The sequence below is a fragment of the Alteromonas naphthalenivorans genome (assembly GCF_000213655.1).
GTDB classification, from domain to species: domain Bacteria; phylum Pseudomonadota; class Gammaproteobacteria; order Enterobacterales; family Alteromonadaceae; genus Alteromonas; species Alteromonas naphthalenivorans.
On sequence record NC_015554.1, the window covers coordinates 2,428,379 to 2,442,121 of the forward strand.

Annotated in this window: 10 protein-coding genes; 9 read left to right on the forward strand and 1 reads right to left on the reverse strand. The window is 43.0% G+C overall.

From position 1 onward, the window contains the following. The first annotated feature begins 189 nt into the window (after positions 1 to 189). Genes xdhA through AMBT_RS10625 form a run of 7 tightly spaced genes read left to right on the forward strand, consistent with a single transcriptional unit; the run spans position 190 to position 8,218 of the window. Positions 190 to 1,677, forward strand: a complete 1,488-nt coding sequence (gene xdhA / locus AMBT_RS10595) for a xanthine dehydrogenase small subunit (protein WP_013784621.1) — start codon at positions 190 to 192, stop codon at positions 1,675 to 1,677. Continuing rightward, the gene (xdhB, locus tag AMBT_RS10600) at positions 1,670 to 4,006 is read left to right on the forward strand and encodes a xanthine dehydrogenase molybdopterin binding subunit (protein ID WP_013784622.1); all 2,337 of its coding nucleotides are present in this window, start codon (positions 1,670 to 1,672) and stop codon (positions 4,004 to 4,006) included. Before xdhA ends, xdhB begins: the two co-directional genes overlap by 8 nt. Further along, complete coding sequence (gene xdhC, locus AMBT_RS10605) at positions 4,003 to 4,857, forward strand: xanthine dehydrogenase accessory protein XdhC (protein WP_013784623.1); 855 nt, start codon at positions 4,003 to 4,005, stop codon at positions 4,855 to 4,857. Before xdhB ends, xdhC begins: the two co-directional genes overlap by 4 nt. Beyond that, positions 4,854 to 5,372 carry a 2-oxo-4-hydroxy-4-carboxy-5-ureidoimidazoline decarboxylase gene (gene uraD / locus AMBT_RS10610; RefSeq protein ID WP_013784624.1) on the forward strand — a complete coding sequence of 173 codons (519 nt, stop codon included), beginning with the start codon at positions 4,854 to 4,856 and terminating at the stop codon, positions 5,370 to 5,372. Before xdhC ends, uraD begins: the two co-directional genes overlap by 4 nt. Further along, positions 5,372 to 5,692, forward strand: a complete 321-nt coding sequence (uraH, locus tag AMBT_RS10615) for a hydroxyisourate hydrolase (protein ID WP_013784625.1) — start codon at positions 5,372 to 5,374, stop codon at positions 5,690 to 5,692. Before uraD ends, uraH begins: the two co-directional genes overlap by 1 nt. A 5-nt stretch (positions 5,693 to 5,697) precedes the next feature. Further along, positions 5,698 to 7,014: a guanine deaminase gene (gene guaD / locus AMBT_RS10620; protein ID WP_013784626.1), complete on the forward strand. Its 1,317-nt coding sequence runs from the start codon at positions 5,698 to 5,700 to the stop codon at positions 7,012 to 7,014. After that, a complete protein-coding gene (locus tag AMBT_RS10625) occupies positions 7,001 to 8,218 on the forward strand; it encodes a urate hydroxylase PuuD (RefSeq protein WP_013784627.1) in 1,218 nt (405 codons plus the stop codon). The genes guaD and AMBT_RS10625 overlap by 14 nt, the downstream gene beginning before the upstream one ends. Before the next feature lie 118 nt (positions 8,219 to 8,336). Here AMBT_RS10625 and AMBT_RS10630 read toward each other — a convergent pair whose 3' ends face one another. After that, positions 8,337 to 9,710 (reverse strand): diguanylate cyclase, encoded by a 1,374-nt coding sequence (locus tag AMBT_RS10630; protein ID WP_013784628.1) that lies wholly within the window; start codon positions 9,708 to 9,710, stop codon positions 8,337 to 8,339. Positions 9,711 to 10,073: 363 nt separating this feature from the next. On the opposite strand from AMBT_RS10630, the gene AMBT_RS10635 reads away from it, so the two are divergent. Both AMBT_RS10635 and AMBT_RS10640 read left to right on the forward strand, forming a co-directional pair. Continuing rightward, positions 10,074 to 12,011, forward strand: coding sequence for a tetratricopeptide repeat-containing diguanylate cyclase (locus AMBT_RS10635; protein ID WP_049791820.1), 1,938 nt, complete (start codon positions 10,074 to 10,076; stop codon positions 12,009 to 12,011). Positions 12,012 to 12,474: 463 nt separating this feature from the next. After that, positions 12,475 to 13,728, forward strand: a complete 1,254-nt coding sequence (locus AMBT_RS10640; RefSeq protein WP_013784630.1) for a hypothetical protein — start codon at positions 12,475 to 12,477, stop codon at positions 13,726 to 13,728. Positions 13,729 to 13,743 lie beyond the last annotated feature (15 nt).

Genomic DNA, 13,743 nt, shown 5'->3' on the forward strand with positions numbered 1-13,743 from the left:
TATGTTCAACCTTGCACGATTCTTGCCTGTATGACACTAACAAGTATGCAGTTTTGCTTACCGAATTAGGGGCTATTCTCAGGGAAGCCTTTTTTTTAAAGCAATTTTTTGACCAAATGGTCTACTTTTCTATCAAGAATACCGTTATATTAATGGATATATCAATGAAAATAGTGATGAGGTGCGGGTATGATTCGCTTTCTTATTAATCAACAACTCGTTGAATTGGACGATACCCGGGCTGACCTGACGTTACTTCAATTCTTACGCGAGCACAGAAAACTTACCGGTACCAAAGAAGGTTGTGCAGCAGGCGATTGCGGTGTATGTACCGTAGTGATTGCCGAGCCTACCCCACCGTTCGATGGGTTACATTACCGCACGGTAAACAGTTGTATTACCTTAATGTCGGCTGTACATGGCAAACAACTTATTGCAGTAGAGCATTTAACTCAAAACAACACATTACACCCTGTACAACAAGCACTTATCGACTTTCATGGTTCGCAGTGTGGCTTTTGTACGCCAGGGTTTATCATGTCTATGTTTGCGTTGTATCATCAAGATGGCACGCCAAATCGCGATGATGTATTGCATGCATTGTCCGGCAACTTATGCCGCTGCACTGGCTATCGCCCTATTATTGATGCGGCATTATCTGTGTGTGGAAACACGCCTGATGACACATTCGCACGTAATGAGTCTTCTACGCTAAGCGCGTTGAAGGAACTAGCCGCTACCCCCGTACTTGGCACCAATAATTTACTTGTTCCAGACTCTCGCTCGGCTTTAGCCAATGCTATCGCTCAGCACCCAGATGCGCTTTTAGTAGCAGGTAGCACTGACTTAAGCTTGATGTTTACTCAGCAATTGAAAGATGTGAACACGCTAATTAGTTTAAGTGGGGTCAAATCATTAAATGGATGCACTACAAACGAACATTCGATCACGTTTGGTGCAACCACACCGTTGAGTGATTTGACACAGCCTTTGCTAGGGCACTTTCCTCAATTAGCAGAATTAATCACCCGCTTTGCTTCGTTGCCAATTCGTAACCAAGCCACCTTGGGCGGTAATGTGGCAAACGCTTCACCTATTGGCGATATGCCGCCGGTGTTGCTAGCCTTAAGCGCTGTGCTGCATATTGATAATGGTACACAAACTCGCACTATACCTGTAAGTGAGTTTTTTACTGGCTATCGCCAAACGGCGCTAGAAAAAGGCGAATGGCTGTCTGCCATTGAAATACCTTACCTGACGGCCAGTGAGTTAGTGGCCGCGTACAAAATTTCAAAGCGCATGGAAGATGATATCTCTGCTGTGTGTGCCGTGTTCAACGTAACCCTTGATAACGGTAAGGTTGAAAGTGTTAGCACTGGCTTTGGCGGCGTTGCCGCAACGCCAGTTAGTTGCGAAGCATTAAATAGCGCATTAAAAGGCAAACAATGGGCAAGTAGCGAATGCTTGAGTATTGGTAAACAGATTTTAAGCGAAGCATTTTCCCCAATAGATGATGTGAGAGCGAGTGCAGAATACCGTAAAACCGTGCTGGCTAATTTATGGCATCGATTCTGGCTAGAGCATCAAAACACTAGCCAATCGGCCGGTGGTACAAGCAGTCACGCAAGTAGTCATGTAAGAAACAAGATTGAAACTCGGGTGGTGCAACATGCGTAAGCTTATCGATAGCGCGAAAGATTCAGCTTCAACACAGGTTGTTCATACGTCGGTAAAGCATGAAAGTGCTGCCAGACAGGTTCAAGGAAGTGCGAAATATATTGACGATTTGGTAGAGCCGCAAGGCACGCTTTACGCGGCTGTAGGGACCAGCCAGTGCGCGGCGGGCATTATTGAATCAATAGATTTATCTGCCGTACGTGCGAGTGAAGGTGTGGTAGATGTTATTACCATCGACGATGTACCTGGTCATAAAGATATCGGGCCGGTTTTTGAAGGCGACCCCCTTCTCGCTAATGGCGAAGTTAAATTCTACGGTCAGCCCTATTTTGCAGTGCTTGCTACTTCGGTACATTTAGCCCGTAAAGCGGCACTAAAAGGCACCATTAAGGTTATTCCTACCGCCGCGGTATTTACCACCGAAGAAGCGCATAAACACGAACGCTTTGTGCGCCCTACTCACAGGTTCGGTCAAGGTGATGCTGATACTCAACTTGCCACTGCACCTCTAAGCTGTAAAGGCCATCTTTCTATTGGCGGCCAAGAGCATATGTATCTTGAAGGGCAAGTGTCGCTGGCTATTCCCGACGAAGATGGTCGCATGAAGGTATATACCTCAAGCCAACATCCTAGTGAAGTGCAAAAGCTAGTGGCTGAAGTACTCGATATTAAGCTGCATCATGTAATGGTAGATATGCGCCGCATGGGTGGCGGATTTGGTGGTAAAGAAACCCAAGCTGCTCAGTGGGCATGTTTGGCATCTTTGTTAGCTTCTCGCAATCAGTGTGCTGTTAAATGCCGACTGCCCCGAAGCACAGATATGCACGTGACAGGCAAGCGCCATCCTTTCGATAATAGCTTTGAGATTGGCTTTAACGAAAACGGTAAAATTGTTGCCACAAAAGTAGATATAAACGGTAATTGTGGGCATTCACCTGACTTGTCTGACGCTATTGTAGACAGAGCCATGTTTCATGCAGATAACGGTTACTTTTTAGGTGCAAGCAACATTGTAGGTTACCGCTTGCAAACTAACATGGTATCGCACACGGCGTACCGTGGTTTTGGCGGGCCGCAAGGTATGATCATGGCTGAAGCCATGATGGATGCTATGGCACGCAAGCTAGAAGTAGACCCACTTACCGTACGTAAACAAAATTTGTACGGGCCAGAAACTGGCACCACTACCCCTTATGGCATGGAAGTTGAGCACAACCTACTGCCTGAAATGATCGCAAAACTTGAAAAAGACGCCGATTATTGGGCACGCAGAGACGCGATTACCGACTTTAACCGCAACAGTCCTGTTATTAAGAAAGGCCTAGCTCTGACTCCGGTTAAGTTTGGTATTTCCTTTACTGCAAAACACTTAAACCAAGCGGGCGCACTGGTACACATTTATACCGACGGTAGCATTCAAGTGAACCATGGTGGCACAGAAATGGGCCAAGGCCTGCACACCAAAATAGCTCAAATTGCGGCGAATGAATTTGGTGTGTCTATGGACATGATAGAAGTGACTGCGACCCGCACCGATAAAGTACCCAACACATCTCCAACGGCGGCGTCGAGCGGTACAGACCTAAACGGTAAAGCGGTGCAAAATGCATGTATTACGTTGAAGGAACGCTTAGCACTGTGCTTTGCTACCGAGCTAGGCATGCCAGAGCAAGCTGAAAAGGTACAGTTTACTGCCGGTAACTTAGTATTAGGTGAACACCAAAAAGCGTTTAGCGATTTAGTTCAGGTGGCGTATTTTGACCGCGTGTCATTATCGGCCAATGGCTACTATAAAACCCCTAAAATACACTACAATCGCGAAACTGGCGATGGCCGCCCGTTTTTCTATTTCTCTTATGGTGTGTCGGTAAGTGAAGTATCTGTTGATACCTTAAGTGGTGAGTACTGCGTTGATAAAGTAGACGTACTTCATGATGTGGGTAATAGCTTGAACCCTGCTATTGATATTGGCCAAATAGAAGGTGCCTTTATTCAAGGCATGGGCTGGCTTACTACCGAAGAACTGGTGTGGAATAATGATGGTCGCTTAACCAGTGAAAACATGGCCACCTACAAAATTCCTGCTATTGGCGATACCCCTAAACATTTTGATGTAAAACTGTTTGGCAGAGAAAATGCTGAGGACAGTATTTACCATTCAAAAGCGGTAGGTGAACCGCCATTTATGCTAGCAATTTCAGTATGGTGTGCTTTGAAAGATGCCATTTCAAGTATTTCTGGTTACACCCAAGACCCGCAACTAGATACACCATCCACGCCAGAGCGTGTACTGAATGCTGTAATGCAGTTGCAACAGGCACAGCAATGAAAGCGAGTACCTGGTATGAAGCGGTAGCGCAGTGTCAACAAGACGGTGCGCCCTACGTTATTGTGACGGTGATTAGTATTGCTGGCTCTACTCCCCGTGAAGCCGGTAGCAAAATGGTAGTTACCGATGCACAAAGCATAGATACCATTGGCGGCGGGCATTTAGAGTTCGATGCAATCAACACAGCCCGTGAGATGCTAAGTGGCGGTACTCGTGGTAAAAATAATACTAGCACCGAAATACGCTCATACCCTCTTAGCAGTAAGCTAGGCCAATGCTGTGGCGGCGCTGTTAAAGTATTGTTTGAAGTGTGCAATCGCCATGCGCAGCACATCGCTATTTTTGGCGCAGGGCATGTAGCAAAAGCTTTAGTACCTATTTTGGCCCAGCTTCCACTTCGTATTTCCTGGATTGATAGCCGTGAAGATTTGTTCAGCCACCCGCTACCAGCAAACGTAAAAATGGTGGTAGAAGAAGCGCCAGAGACTGAAGTGCGTGGGCTGGAAGAAAACACCTGGTTAGTAATATTAACTCACGATCATCAGCTCGATTACCGCATTACCGAGCAAGCATTAAAATACCCTGCGTTGCCCTTTGTTGGCCTTATTGGTTCACAAACCAAAGCCAAGCGTTTTATCACTAAATTGGAACATCGCGGTTTTGATGAAAATGACTTAGCTCGATTAGCAACCCCTATTGGCGATACTTCAATACCCGGCAAGCGTCCTATTGAAGTGGCGGTATCAATTGCTTCACAAATTATTCAGCGTTTACACGCCAGTGAAGACAATAATCAAGATACTGCTGTTACTAACGCCGATAGATTTAACACTAAGGAACATAATGTATGACCTTAAACGAACTTAATACCCTATCGGCCAGCGCTGCTAGCGATTGGTTTCAACAAACCTGCGCAGCACAGTCGTGGATATATAGCATGGTTAACGGCCGCCCTTTTGACACCGCTAACGATGTAAAAGAATATGCGAAAACCGCTTGGTCAAAATGCGGCAAAGACGATTTTTTAGAGGCTTTCACCGCCCATCCAATGATTGGCGATGTTGATTCGTTGCGTAAAAAGTTTGCCAACACGAAAACCATAGCCAGCGGAGAGCAATCAGGCACAGCCAGTGCATCAGAAGCGACGCTGCTTACATTAAAAGAAGCGAATCAAGCGTATCTTGATAAGCATGGTTTTATTTTCATCATTTGTGCCACTGGGCTTTCGGCCGACGCGATGCTTAACGCCTTGCAAACGCGATTACCGAACAGCACCGATGAAGAAATTCGCACCGCCGCCCAAGAACAAATTAAAATTACCCTGTTGCGCATAGACAAAGCGTTAACTGCCAAGGACGAAAATTAATGAATACCTTATCAAGTCATGTATTAGATACTACATCGGGCAAACCCGTTGAAGGCATTGCGCTTACGCTTACCTTGCCTAATGGCGACGTACTTACTGGTAAAACCGATAACGATGGACGTTTCAATCAATGGGGTCAGAAGTTTGAAGCCGGTGTGTATACACTGCGTTTTCATAGCCATGACTACTTAATTGCTGCACATGGCAAGAGTTTTTACCCTCATATTGATATTGCGTTTGAACTTGAAAGCGACGGCGGCCATTACCATGTGCCTTTGCTTATCTCTCCTTTTGGTTTTAGCAGTTATAGAGGCAGCTAAATATAATGCAGCTTTTTCGTGCGAATATTGCACACTTTCCAACGCCTAATACTGCGTCATCCACGTTTGCTGAAGATATTGCCATTATTCACGATGGCGGCTTGGTAATAGAGGGTAAAAAAATTATCGCCACTGGCTCGTTTTCTAGCATGCGTGAGCAGTACCCTAATGCTGTGTTACATGATCATAAAGACAGCTGGATTTTACCTGGGTTAATCGACAGCCACTTGCACTACCCGCAAACTGAAAGTATTGCTAGCTTCGGTGAGCAGCTATTGAGTTGGCTTGAAAACTATACTTTTCCTACCGAAAAGCAGTTTGCTAGCGTGGAACATGCCCAAAAGATTGCCAAGGTGTTTCTGCAACAGTTATTGAAAAACGGCACGACTACTGGCTTCGTTTTTTCATCGGTACACCAAGGATGTTGTAACGCCTTATTCAGTGCTGCCAGTGAAATAGACATGGCTATTGTGGCGGGTAAAGTGTGTATGGACAGAAACTGCCCTGCAGACTTGCAAGATTGCCCAGATACCGCCCAAAAAGACAGTGCTGTATTGATAGAAAAATGGCACAACACAGGCCGAAATCGCTATGCAATAACCCCTAGGTTTGCGCCGACTAGTTCAGAAGCGCAATTGGCGGCTTTAGGTGAACTGGCAACCCAATACAAAGATGTCTTTGTGCAAACCCACTTGTCTGAAAATGTAGATGAAATTGCGTGGGTGAAATCTTTATTCCCGAAGGCATCTGGCTATTTAGATGTTTACGATAAGTACAATTTAGTGCGCCCACGCGCGGTGTTCGGCCATGGCATTCACCTTTCTAGCGATGAATGGCAGCGCTTAGGTGAAGCAGACGCAACACTGGCGTTTTGCCCCACATCAAACCTGTTTTTAGGTAGCGGGCTGTTTGATTTACAGACCGCACGAGCCAATAATGTGCATGTAGCATTAGCTACCGATGTAGGCGCAGGTACGAGTTTTAGTATGCTAAAAACCTATGGCGATGCCTATAAGGTTAGCCAGTTGCGCCACGCGCCTATCGACCCTATCGAAGGGTTTTACTTGATGACCCAAGGTGCTGCGGTAGCACATAAACTCGATGACGAAATTGGAAACTTAAACCCTGATACAGTCGCCGACTTTATTATTGTAACGCCCCGTTACGATGAACTTATGGAATTACGAATTAAACCCAATGCAGAATTTGACGATGTCTTTTTTGCACTCAGTATTTTGGGTGATGACCGCGCTATTGCAGAAACCTGGATAAGCGGTCAATGTTGTTATAATAAGAAGGAAACACACTATGCCATGGCTTGATTGGATAAGCTTGTTTGTTCGCTGGTTTCACGTAATTGCCGGTGTGGCGTGGATTGGTGCGTCGTTCTATTTTGTCTGGTTAGACAATAATTTGCGCACCCCGCCTAAGTGGAAAGAAGATAAAGGCATAAAAGGCGACTTATGGGCGATACATGGCGGCGGCTTTTATGAAGTAGCCAAGTATGCTTATGGCCCAGAAAAAATGCCTGAAACCCTGCACTGGTTTAAATGGGAAGCCTATACCACCTGGCTATCGGGCTTTGCGCTACTTATTATTGTGTATTACTTTGGCGCTTCGGTATACTTGATTGACCCTCAAGTTAATAATATGTCGCCTACTACAGCTATTTCCTTAGGTTTAGGGCTTATTTTTGGCGGCATAGCCATTTACGAATTTGCCTGCAGAAGCCCGCTAGCTAAATACCCCATCGTTTTTGCGTTATGTTTGGTTACGCTTATCTGTGTAGTCACTTATCTTTCAACACAATGGTTTAGTGGCCGCGGCGCCTACATTCATGTAGGGGCGTTAATTGGCACCATTATGGTGGGTAATGTGTTTTTCAACATTATGCCCAACCAACGTAAAATGGTTGCTGCGGTGCAAGCAAAAGAAAGTATCGACCCACAGTGGGGCGCAGGCGCTAAATTGCGTTCGATGCACAATAACTATTTCACCTTGCCGTTATTGTTCATCATGATTTCAAATCATTACCCTATGACCTATCAGCATGAGCAAAATTGGTTAGTGCTTATTGCATTAATGGCGGCTGCTGCGTGGATTCGACATTTCTTTAACCTGCGTCATGTTGGCAAAACTAAACTATCGATATTAGTCACAGGTGCTGTTGCTATGCTTGCCATAGCGCTTTGGGTTTCGTGGCCGAAAACGCCAGCGAATGTTGAGGTAGCGGGTACTGAAAATGAAAGTGTAGCTGTGGTAACTAATGAACGAGTAACCGAGCTTGTGGATACCCATTGTGTAGGCTGTCATTCACGCTCCCCTACCGATGAAATATTCAAAGTTGCACCGCTAGGTGTGGTGTTAGATAGCTGGGAAGATATCACGCGGTATGCGCCTCAGTTAGTAAGACGTACTACCGTGACCAAAGACATGCCGTTTTTAAATAAAACCGGCATGACAGAGGAAGAGCGGGCCGAAATAGCCGCGTGGTTTGCCACTACGCATGCCAAAAGAGAAAACTAAAACCTGATGGGGTAATGTAGCATTGCCCTTCATGTTATCGCATACCTTCACTGCTTCTAAGTTAAGAGGTTTAGCGTAATTGGATTAGTTTAGAATGTGCCAATGTTTCAACCTATCTTTAAACGTCAGCATGCCTTTTGTGCTGGCGTTTTTGTTTATACATGGCTTCATCAGCGGCATCTACCCAGTTTTGTGCCGTCACAATATTTGCATCCCACGTGTGCCAACCCAAGCTAAATGACAGAGAGGTTCCGGTGGTAGTGATACCATCACTTCCACTACTCACGCTACTGTCTTGACTAGCGCCGGAAGCCGCTAATTCACTGCCAAATTCACTGTCAAATTCAATTTGGAATGAGGTTTCTGCTAAGCGTTCAAAAAACACCTCTGCATCGGCGTCATCTGAACCAAATAAAAGCACAACGAATTCATCACCGCCTAAGCGAGCAAAGCGGTCGGTTTCTCGCAGGGTATTTTTCATAATGTCTGAAAAACCCACCAATGCTCTATCTCCGGCTTTATGGCCAAAGGTGTCATTGATACTTTTAAAGTCGTTAAGATCGATAAATACAAGCGTTGACGGTTTCTGACCGCGGTTCATTCGTTGTATTTCTCTATCTAGTTGAATGAACATTTCTCGTCTATTTGAAATGCCGGTGAGTGAATCTGTCTTGGAAAGATACTCAAGTTTAGAAATAGCCTCTAACAATGCTTGCTGTTGCTCTTTTTCATGAGAAACATCGTCCGCAGTGCCTACCACCAGTATCTGTTGCCCGTTCTCGTCAAATAGTGGCATGCCCCTATCGTGAATATACTTTATCTCTGCGCTACTATTTTTGATGCGATATTGTAAGTCCCAACTTTCTAACGGTTTCGCTTCATATACCTTTTCTACAAGCAAACGATCGTCTTCATGCACATAAGACAAAAACGCATCGGGCTTAGCATGCAATTCATATTCATCACGCCCGTAAATATTACGATAACCTTCGTTAATGTAATGAAGGCGGGTTAGTTCTGGGTTCGCAACCCAAACAAAAGAATGCGCAGAAAACGCGGCCACTATTTTACTGAACAGTGCTTCTGCTTTATAAAGCTCAGATTCAATGCGTTTCTTATCATCGATATCTTCGACGACCGAGATAAAATAATCAGGCTCTCCGCTTTCATCACGAACCAAAGAAACCGTTAATTTTGCCCAAACGTGATGACCTTTAGCATGAATGTATTTTTTTTCTATGCTGTAAGTGTCTATTTCGCCGCGAAGCACTTGGTGAAGAAGGTATAAATCCTCTTGAACGTGTGAAGCTTCTGTAATGCTTTGAAACGACATTTTAACAAGTGTCGCGCTCTCATATCCTAAAAAACCACTTAGCTTACTGTTCACACGGATAAGATCACCATGCGGGCTAACATGCGCTAATCCTACGCCACATTGTTCAAATGTTTTTTCGAAAATATCCTTTTCTCTCATTAACCCCGCACTATCCATTCACTACCCACTACGCTACGTTTTCGATGTAAACTTCAAGTGTAGTCAACATTTTCAGATTGCGTTGGATTATGATGCATTACACTTTATTAACGTAATAATTGAAGCTTTTTTGACAAAGGTAAGGTTGGCAACCTTGATACAGAGAATTAGATGCTGTGACTGATGAGTAGAGATAACCCTGCTATTTGTAGCGTTCGCAAAGCAAACTAGGTATGTAATTTTACAACCATGATGCAAACAATATATGTTCAATTTATAACAATTGAGTAAGTATTACGTTCTAAGCATAAGCCATTAATTTTTCGGCTAATGCTACAGTGCTAGGAGCAATAAATATCTACTGGTTTACAAGTGATAATTATCAATAAGAAATTGCAGAATAAAGGGTTATTTAACGGGCGTTGGCGTAACGCTTGGGCGATCTTACTTTTCTTATGCTTGACTCAAATGTCTGTGACTCAAACTAGTTGTGCATCCGAAAGCGCTTCAAACCCATTTTTAGGCGTTCTCGACTTTGAAAGTACACGCAGCGTTATTAATGACATTAGGCAAAACAAACTTGATTACCTGCGTAACAAAGAAAAATTAGAAAGTGCCTTTAAAGTAAGTAAGGAACAAAGCTGGGAGGAACTTCACTTAGAAGCAGCAGCGCTCTATTCTGAACTCCTCTTTAGACAGGAAAAATATGCTGATTTAACGGCTCATTTATCACACTATTTAAATCACAAAGAATTAATAAATCGAAAAGATATTTATCTACTTTTCTTAGAGACAAAACTAAAGGCTCTTACCAGATTAGATGATCCCACCCCAGCAAAAAATCTTTCTAAAAAGCTAGAAGCGCAAATTTCGCAACACTCAGTAAATGAAAAAATTATTATTTTTCGCGCGTTGGCTTATTACTATACGGCTGATGATGCGTTGAGAAAAACGCTGAGTGCCGCGTTAGAAGGTCTTGAATTAGCAATAAAAAGCGATGACATTCCTTCGCGAGGCTATTTTTACAGAAAGATAGCCGATGCCTATGGGTACTTAGAGGAAGATGAGGACAAAGCGGTAAGTTACGCGAAAAAGGCCGTAGAGACATTCGAGAAAACAAATGATGGGCTTTTTACGGCAAAAGCGTATTGGAGCTTGGGTAATATACTTCTTGAGACTGGCGACCCACAAAGCGCATTAGTCTATTTAAACAAAGCATTAGCCTATTTTAAAGACGTTAATATGAACAAGGGGCTCGCTTTTGCCCAATACTCAATTGCAAATATTCAATATCTTCAGGCCAATTACGATAGCGCGCAGATATTAGCTAAAGAAAATATCGAGCTTGCTATGTCAGCGGGCATTAATGATATGCAACTTGCTTCGATGATTTTGCTAAGCAATGTATATATAAAACAAGATGCATTAGAGAAAGCTAATAAAATTAATGATGACGTTTTTCTCATCATAGATAAATTTAGCCGTAGTATTTATAAAGCGGAATTTTTTGGTGAAAGATACGAATTAAAGCGAAAACTTAATCGTACTGATGAAGCATTTGATGCCATAGAAAAAAAGCTTTTTTATACTAAAAAACACTTCGAGGCCACGAGCGAAAGTAACATTAAAGCCTTACAAGTAAAGTTTGAAGTAAAAGAAAAAGAAGACACAATCCGTAAGTTAGAATACGAAAAAGATATTAGTAACCTTCAAGCTAAAGAGGAATATCAGCAAAAAATTATATGGCGCTTAAGTGCTACCATCGCTTTTATTTTAGTTCTTGTCGCCTCGCTTTTAGTTTACAGACAATCACGCCAACGAAAAAAATATCATCGTATGGCATCCACTGATCACCTAGCAAACTGTCTTAATCGTCGGGGAATATTGGCTACTGCCAACTCTAAACTTGCCCAACAAAACATAACCATCGCCATCGTTGATTTAGATTACTTTAAAAGAATTAACGACGAGTATGGACACGATGTGGGTGATTTAGTGCTGATTGCTTTTGCCAATGCTGCAAAAGAGACACTGTCTAAACATGATGATTTTGGCCGTTACGGCGGCGAGGAATGGTTATTCATTTTACATTCGTCGGACGAAAAAGTGGTTCGACTGATGTTTGAAAAGCTAGCTGCAACTTATCAAAAGTACTGCAACAACATTGATGCCCTTAAAGGAGATTTAAGCATGACATTTAGCGTAGGGGTATCGCTTGGGAATAAATCCAACAGAACATTAGATACGTCAATAAAGCGTGCAGATGATGCGCTATATCAGGCAAAAGAAAATGGTAGAAATCAGGTGGTAATAAATTGAATATAAGAAGTGGTGCGACTACCCTGATTCGAACAGGGGACCTCTACCATGTCAAGACATGAATCAGATGGGACAAACACCGTTCTATCACATAATTTGTACAACATAATTTGTACTAGCTCAGACTTGATCTGACAGTTACCTCTCTTTTTAACCTTCTCTACCCCCAAAGATGCATTTCCCTTAGTAGTTTTTCTCTAGGGGAAATCGCAAACGTTCCGCATAGAAAAAAATTGATAATAATCTAGCGCTGAAACCTTCGTATCAGTATTGGATGCTAGCCTACTCTCCACTTCCCCTTCCATTCCGAAAAATTATTACTCTAAAAAATCATTACACTTCCCAAACTAAATACAACGAACACACGAATGACTCACCTTCATCACTTAAGCTTGCAATAAAATACAAAATGATGCTATTTTGTAATTGCAGTTTTCAATATGACTTTTTGGGAGAGTTAATTATGTTGGATAGAAATAAATTTCAAATAGAAAGAGAGCAGTTTTTAGAAGCTTTCTGCGAAAAGATCACGTCCATACTTGGATTAGAAATGAATGCCAAATTCAATGAAACACGATTTTACAGATTTACGGATATAGCGTTTGAACTAGCGAACTTTGGAACTATGGATAACTTTCTAGGGTTTAATGAATTCGATTTAGTGGCGTTCGTCGAAACGATGGAAACTATGTTGCCAACTGTCGCTAACAACATGAACATCGAGGAAGAGTACCCTACTCTCACTACGGCGGTTAGTTGCTTAGGGCTATATTCATCGCTCTACATTGTTGAGGACGAATACGTCGCGAACTACTGCGAAATCACCCATGAAGCCGTGGCTGCTGTTTTGGGTGTTAAGGTCAGCACGCTCAAAAACATGGTTTCTCTTAAATCGCTGGCAGCAATGAATAATCATGAACTACGTCAATACTTAGAGTCACAGGAGCGTTTCAAACCTTTTAAGCAGTACGATAGTGTGTCTCTTGACGCCCCATTGGATTTATCTAGCGTAAGAACCTGCAGTGCGCTCATTTATGCGATAGAGCAACGCGCTATCAAGTATAACCTCGTTGATACCTTGGAAACGGTTTATTCGAAAACAGGTGTTAATGCTGACTCTGATAGCAATATTAAGTTTATCGCTTTATTTTCCCTCTACGGTGACATTGCTCGCAAAATTGGAAGTTTTTTGGGGAAATTGAATCTTGATTTGCCGTCTCTTATTGTGGCAGTGGAGAACGTAGCGCATGAAATGAATTCGGCATTGGCTAATAGCTCTTCATTGGAAAACTACTTACGTCCCTCAGAACAGTCAGGGGATCGTGATACCCTTGAAGCCACTGCCAAACCAAACGTATTTCAAAAACCGAATATTTCTTTCACCGCTGATAATCTCGGCGACTACCTAAAAGTAGAATATGATTTTTCTACTCACCCTGATGACAGGAGCAAAAATAAGAAACTTTTTGCATTAAAAAAAGGCAGCCTGTCGATCGCCATCGAACGAACGAAAACACCGAGTATTTGGGTGACTCACAATATGGCAAAGCGACTCAATTCAAGCGACTTTGAAATAACTTGGTACGAATCTTCTGAAGATGGTGTTGGGAGGCATAGCGGTCTTCATACTTATAAAGAGTTTCATACCGCGGCTATTGCGAAAGTAAAAGTAAAATCATTTGATCATGCAGAACGCCTAATTAGCCAACTTCTGTAAAAAACATTGTTACAT

What these genes read in the sequence shown, in the direction of transcription:
- xdhA (WP_013784621.1), top strand. Translation starts at nt 190, where the DNA reads ATGATTCGCTTTCTTATTAATCAACAACTCGTTGAATTGGACGATACC.
- xdhB (WP_013784622.1), top strand. Translation starts at nt 1,670, where the DNA reads ATGCGTAAGCTTATCGATAGCGCGAAAGATTCAGCTTCAACACAGGTT.
- uraD (WP_013784624.1), top strand. Translation starts at nt 4,854, where the DNA reads ATGACCTTAAACGAACTTAATACCCTATCGGCCAGCGCTGCTAGCGAT.
- AMBT_RS10630 (WP_013784628.1), bottom strand. Translation starts at nt 9,710, where the DNA reads ATGGATAGTGCGGGGTTAATGAGAGAAAAGGATATTTTCGAAAAAACA.
- AMBT_RS10640 (WP_013784630.1), top strand. Translation starts at nt 12,475, where the DNA reads ATGTTGGATAGAAATAAATTTCAAATAGAAAGAGAGCAGTTTTTAGAA.
- AMBT_RS10625 (WP_013784627.1), top strand. Translation starts at nt 7,001, where the DNA reads ATGCCATGGCTTGATTGGATAAGCTTGTTTGTTCGCTGGTTTCACGTA.
- xdhC (WP_013784623.1), top strand. Translation starts at nt 4,003, where the DNA reads ATGAAAGCGAGTACCTGGTATGAAGCGGTAGCGCAGTGTCAACAAGAC.
- uraH (WP_013784625.1), top strand. Translation starts at nt 5,372, where the DNA reads ATGAATACCTTATCAAGTCATGTATTAGATACTACATCGGGCAAACCC.
- guaD (WP_013784626.1), top strand. Translation starts at nt 5,698, where the DNA reads ATGCAGCTTTTTCGTGCGAATATTGCACACTTTCCAACGCCTAATACT.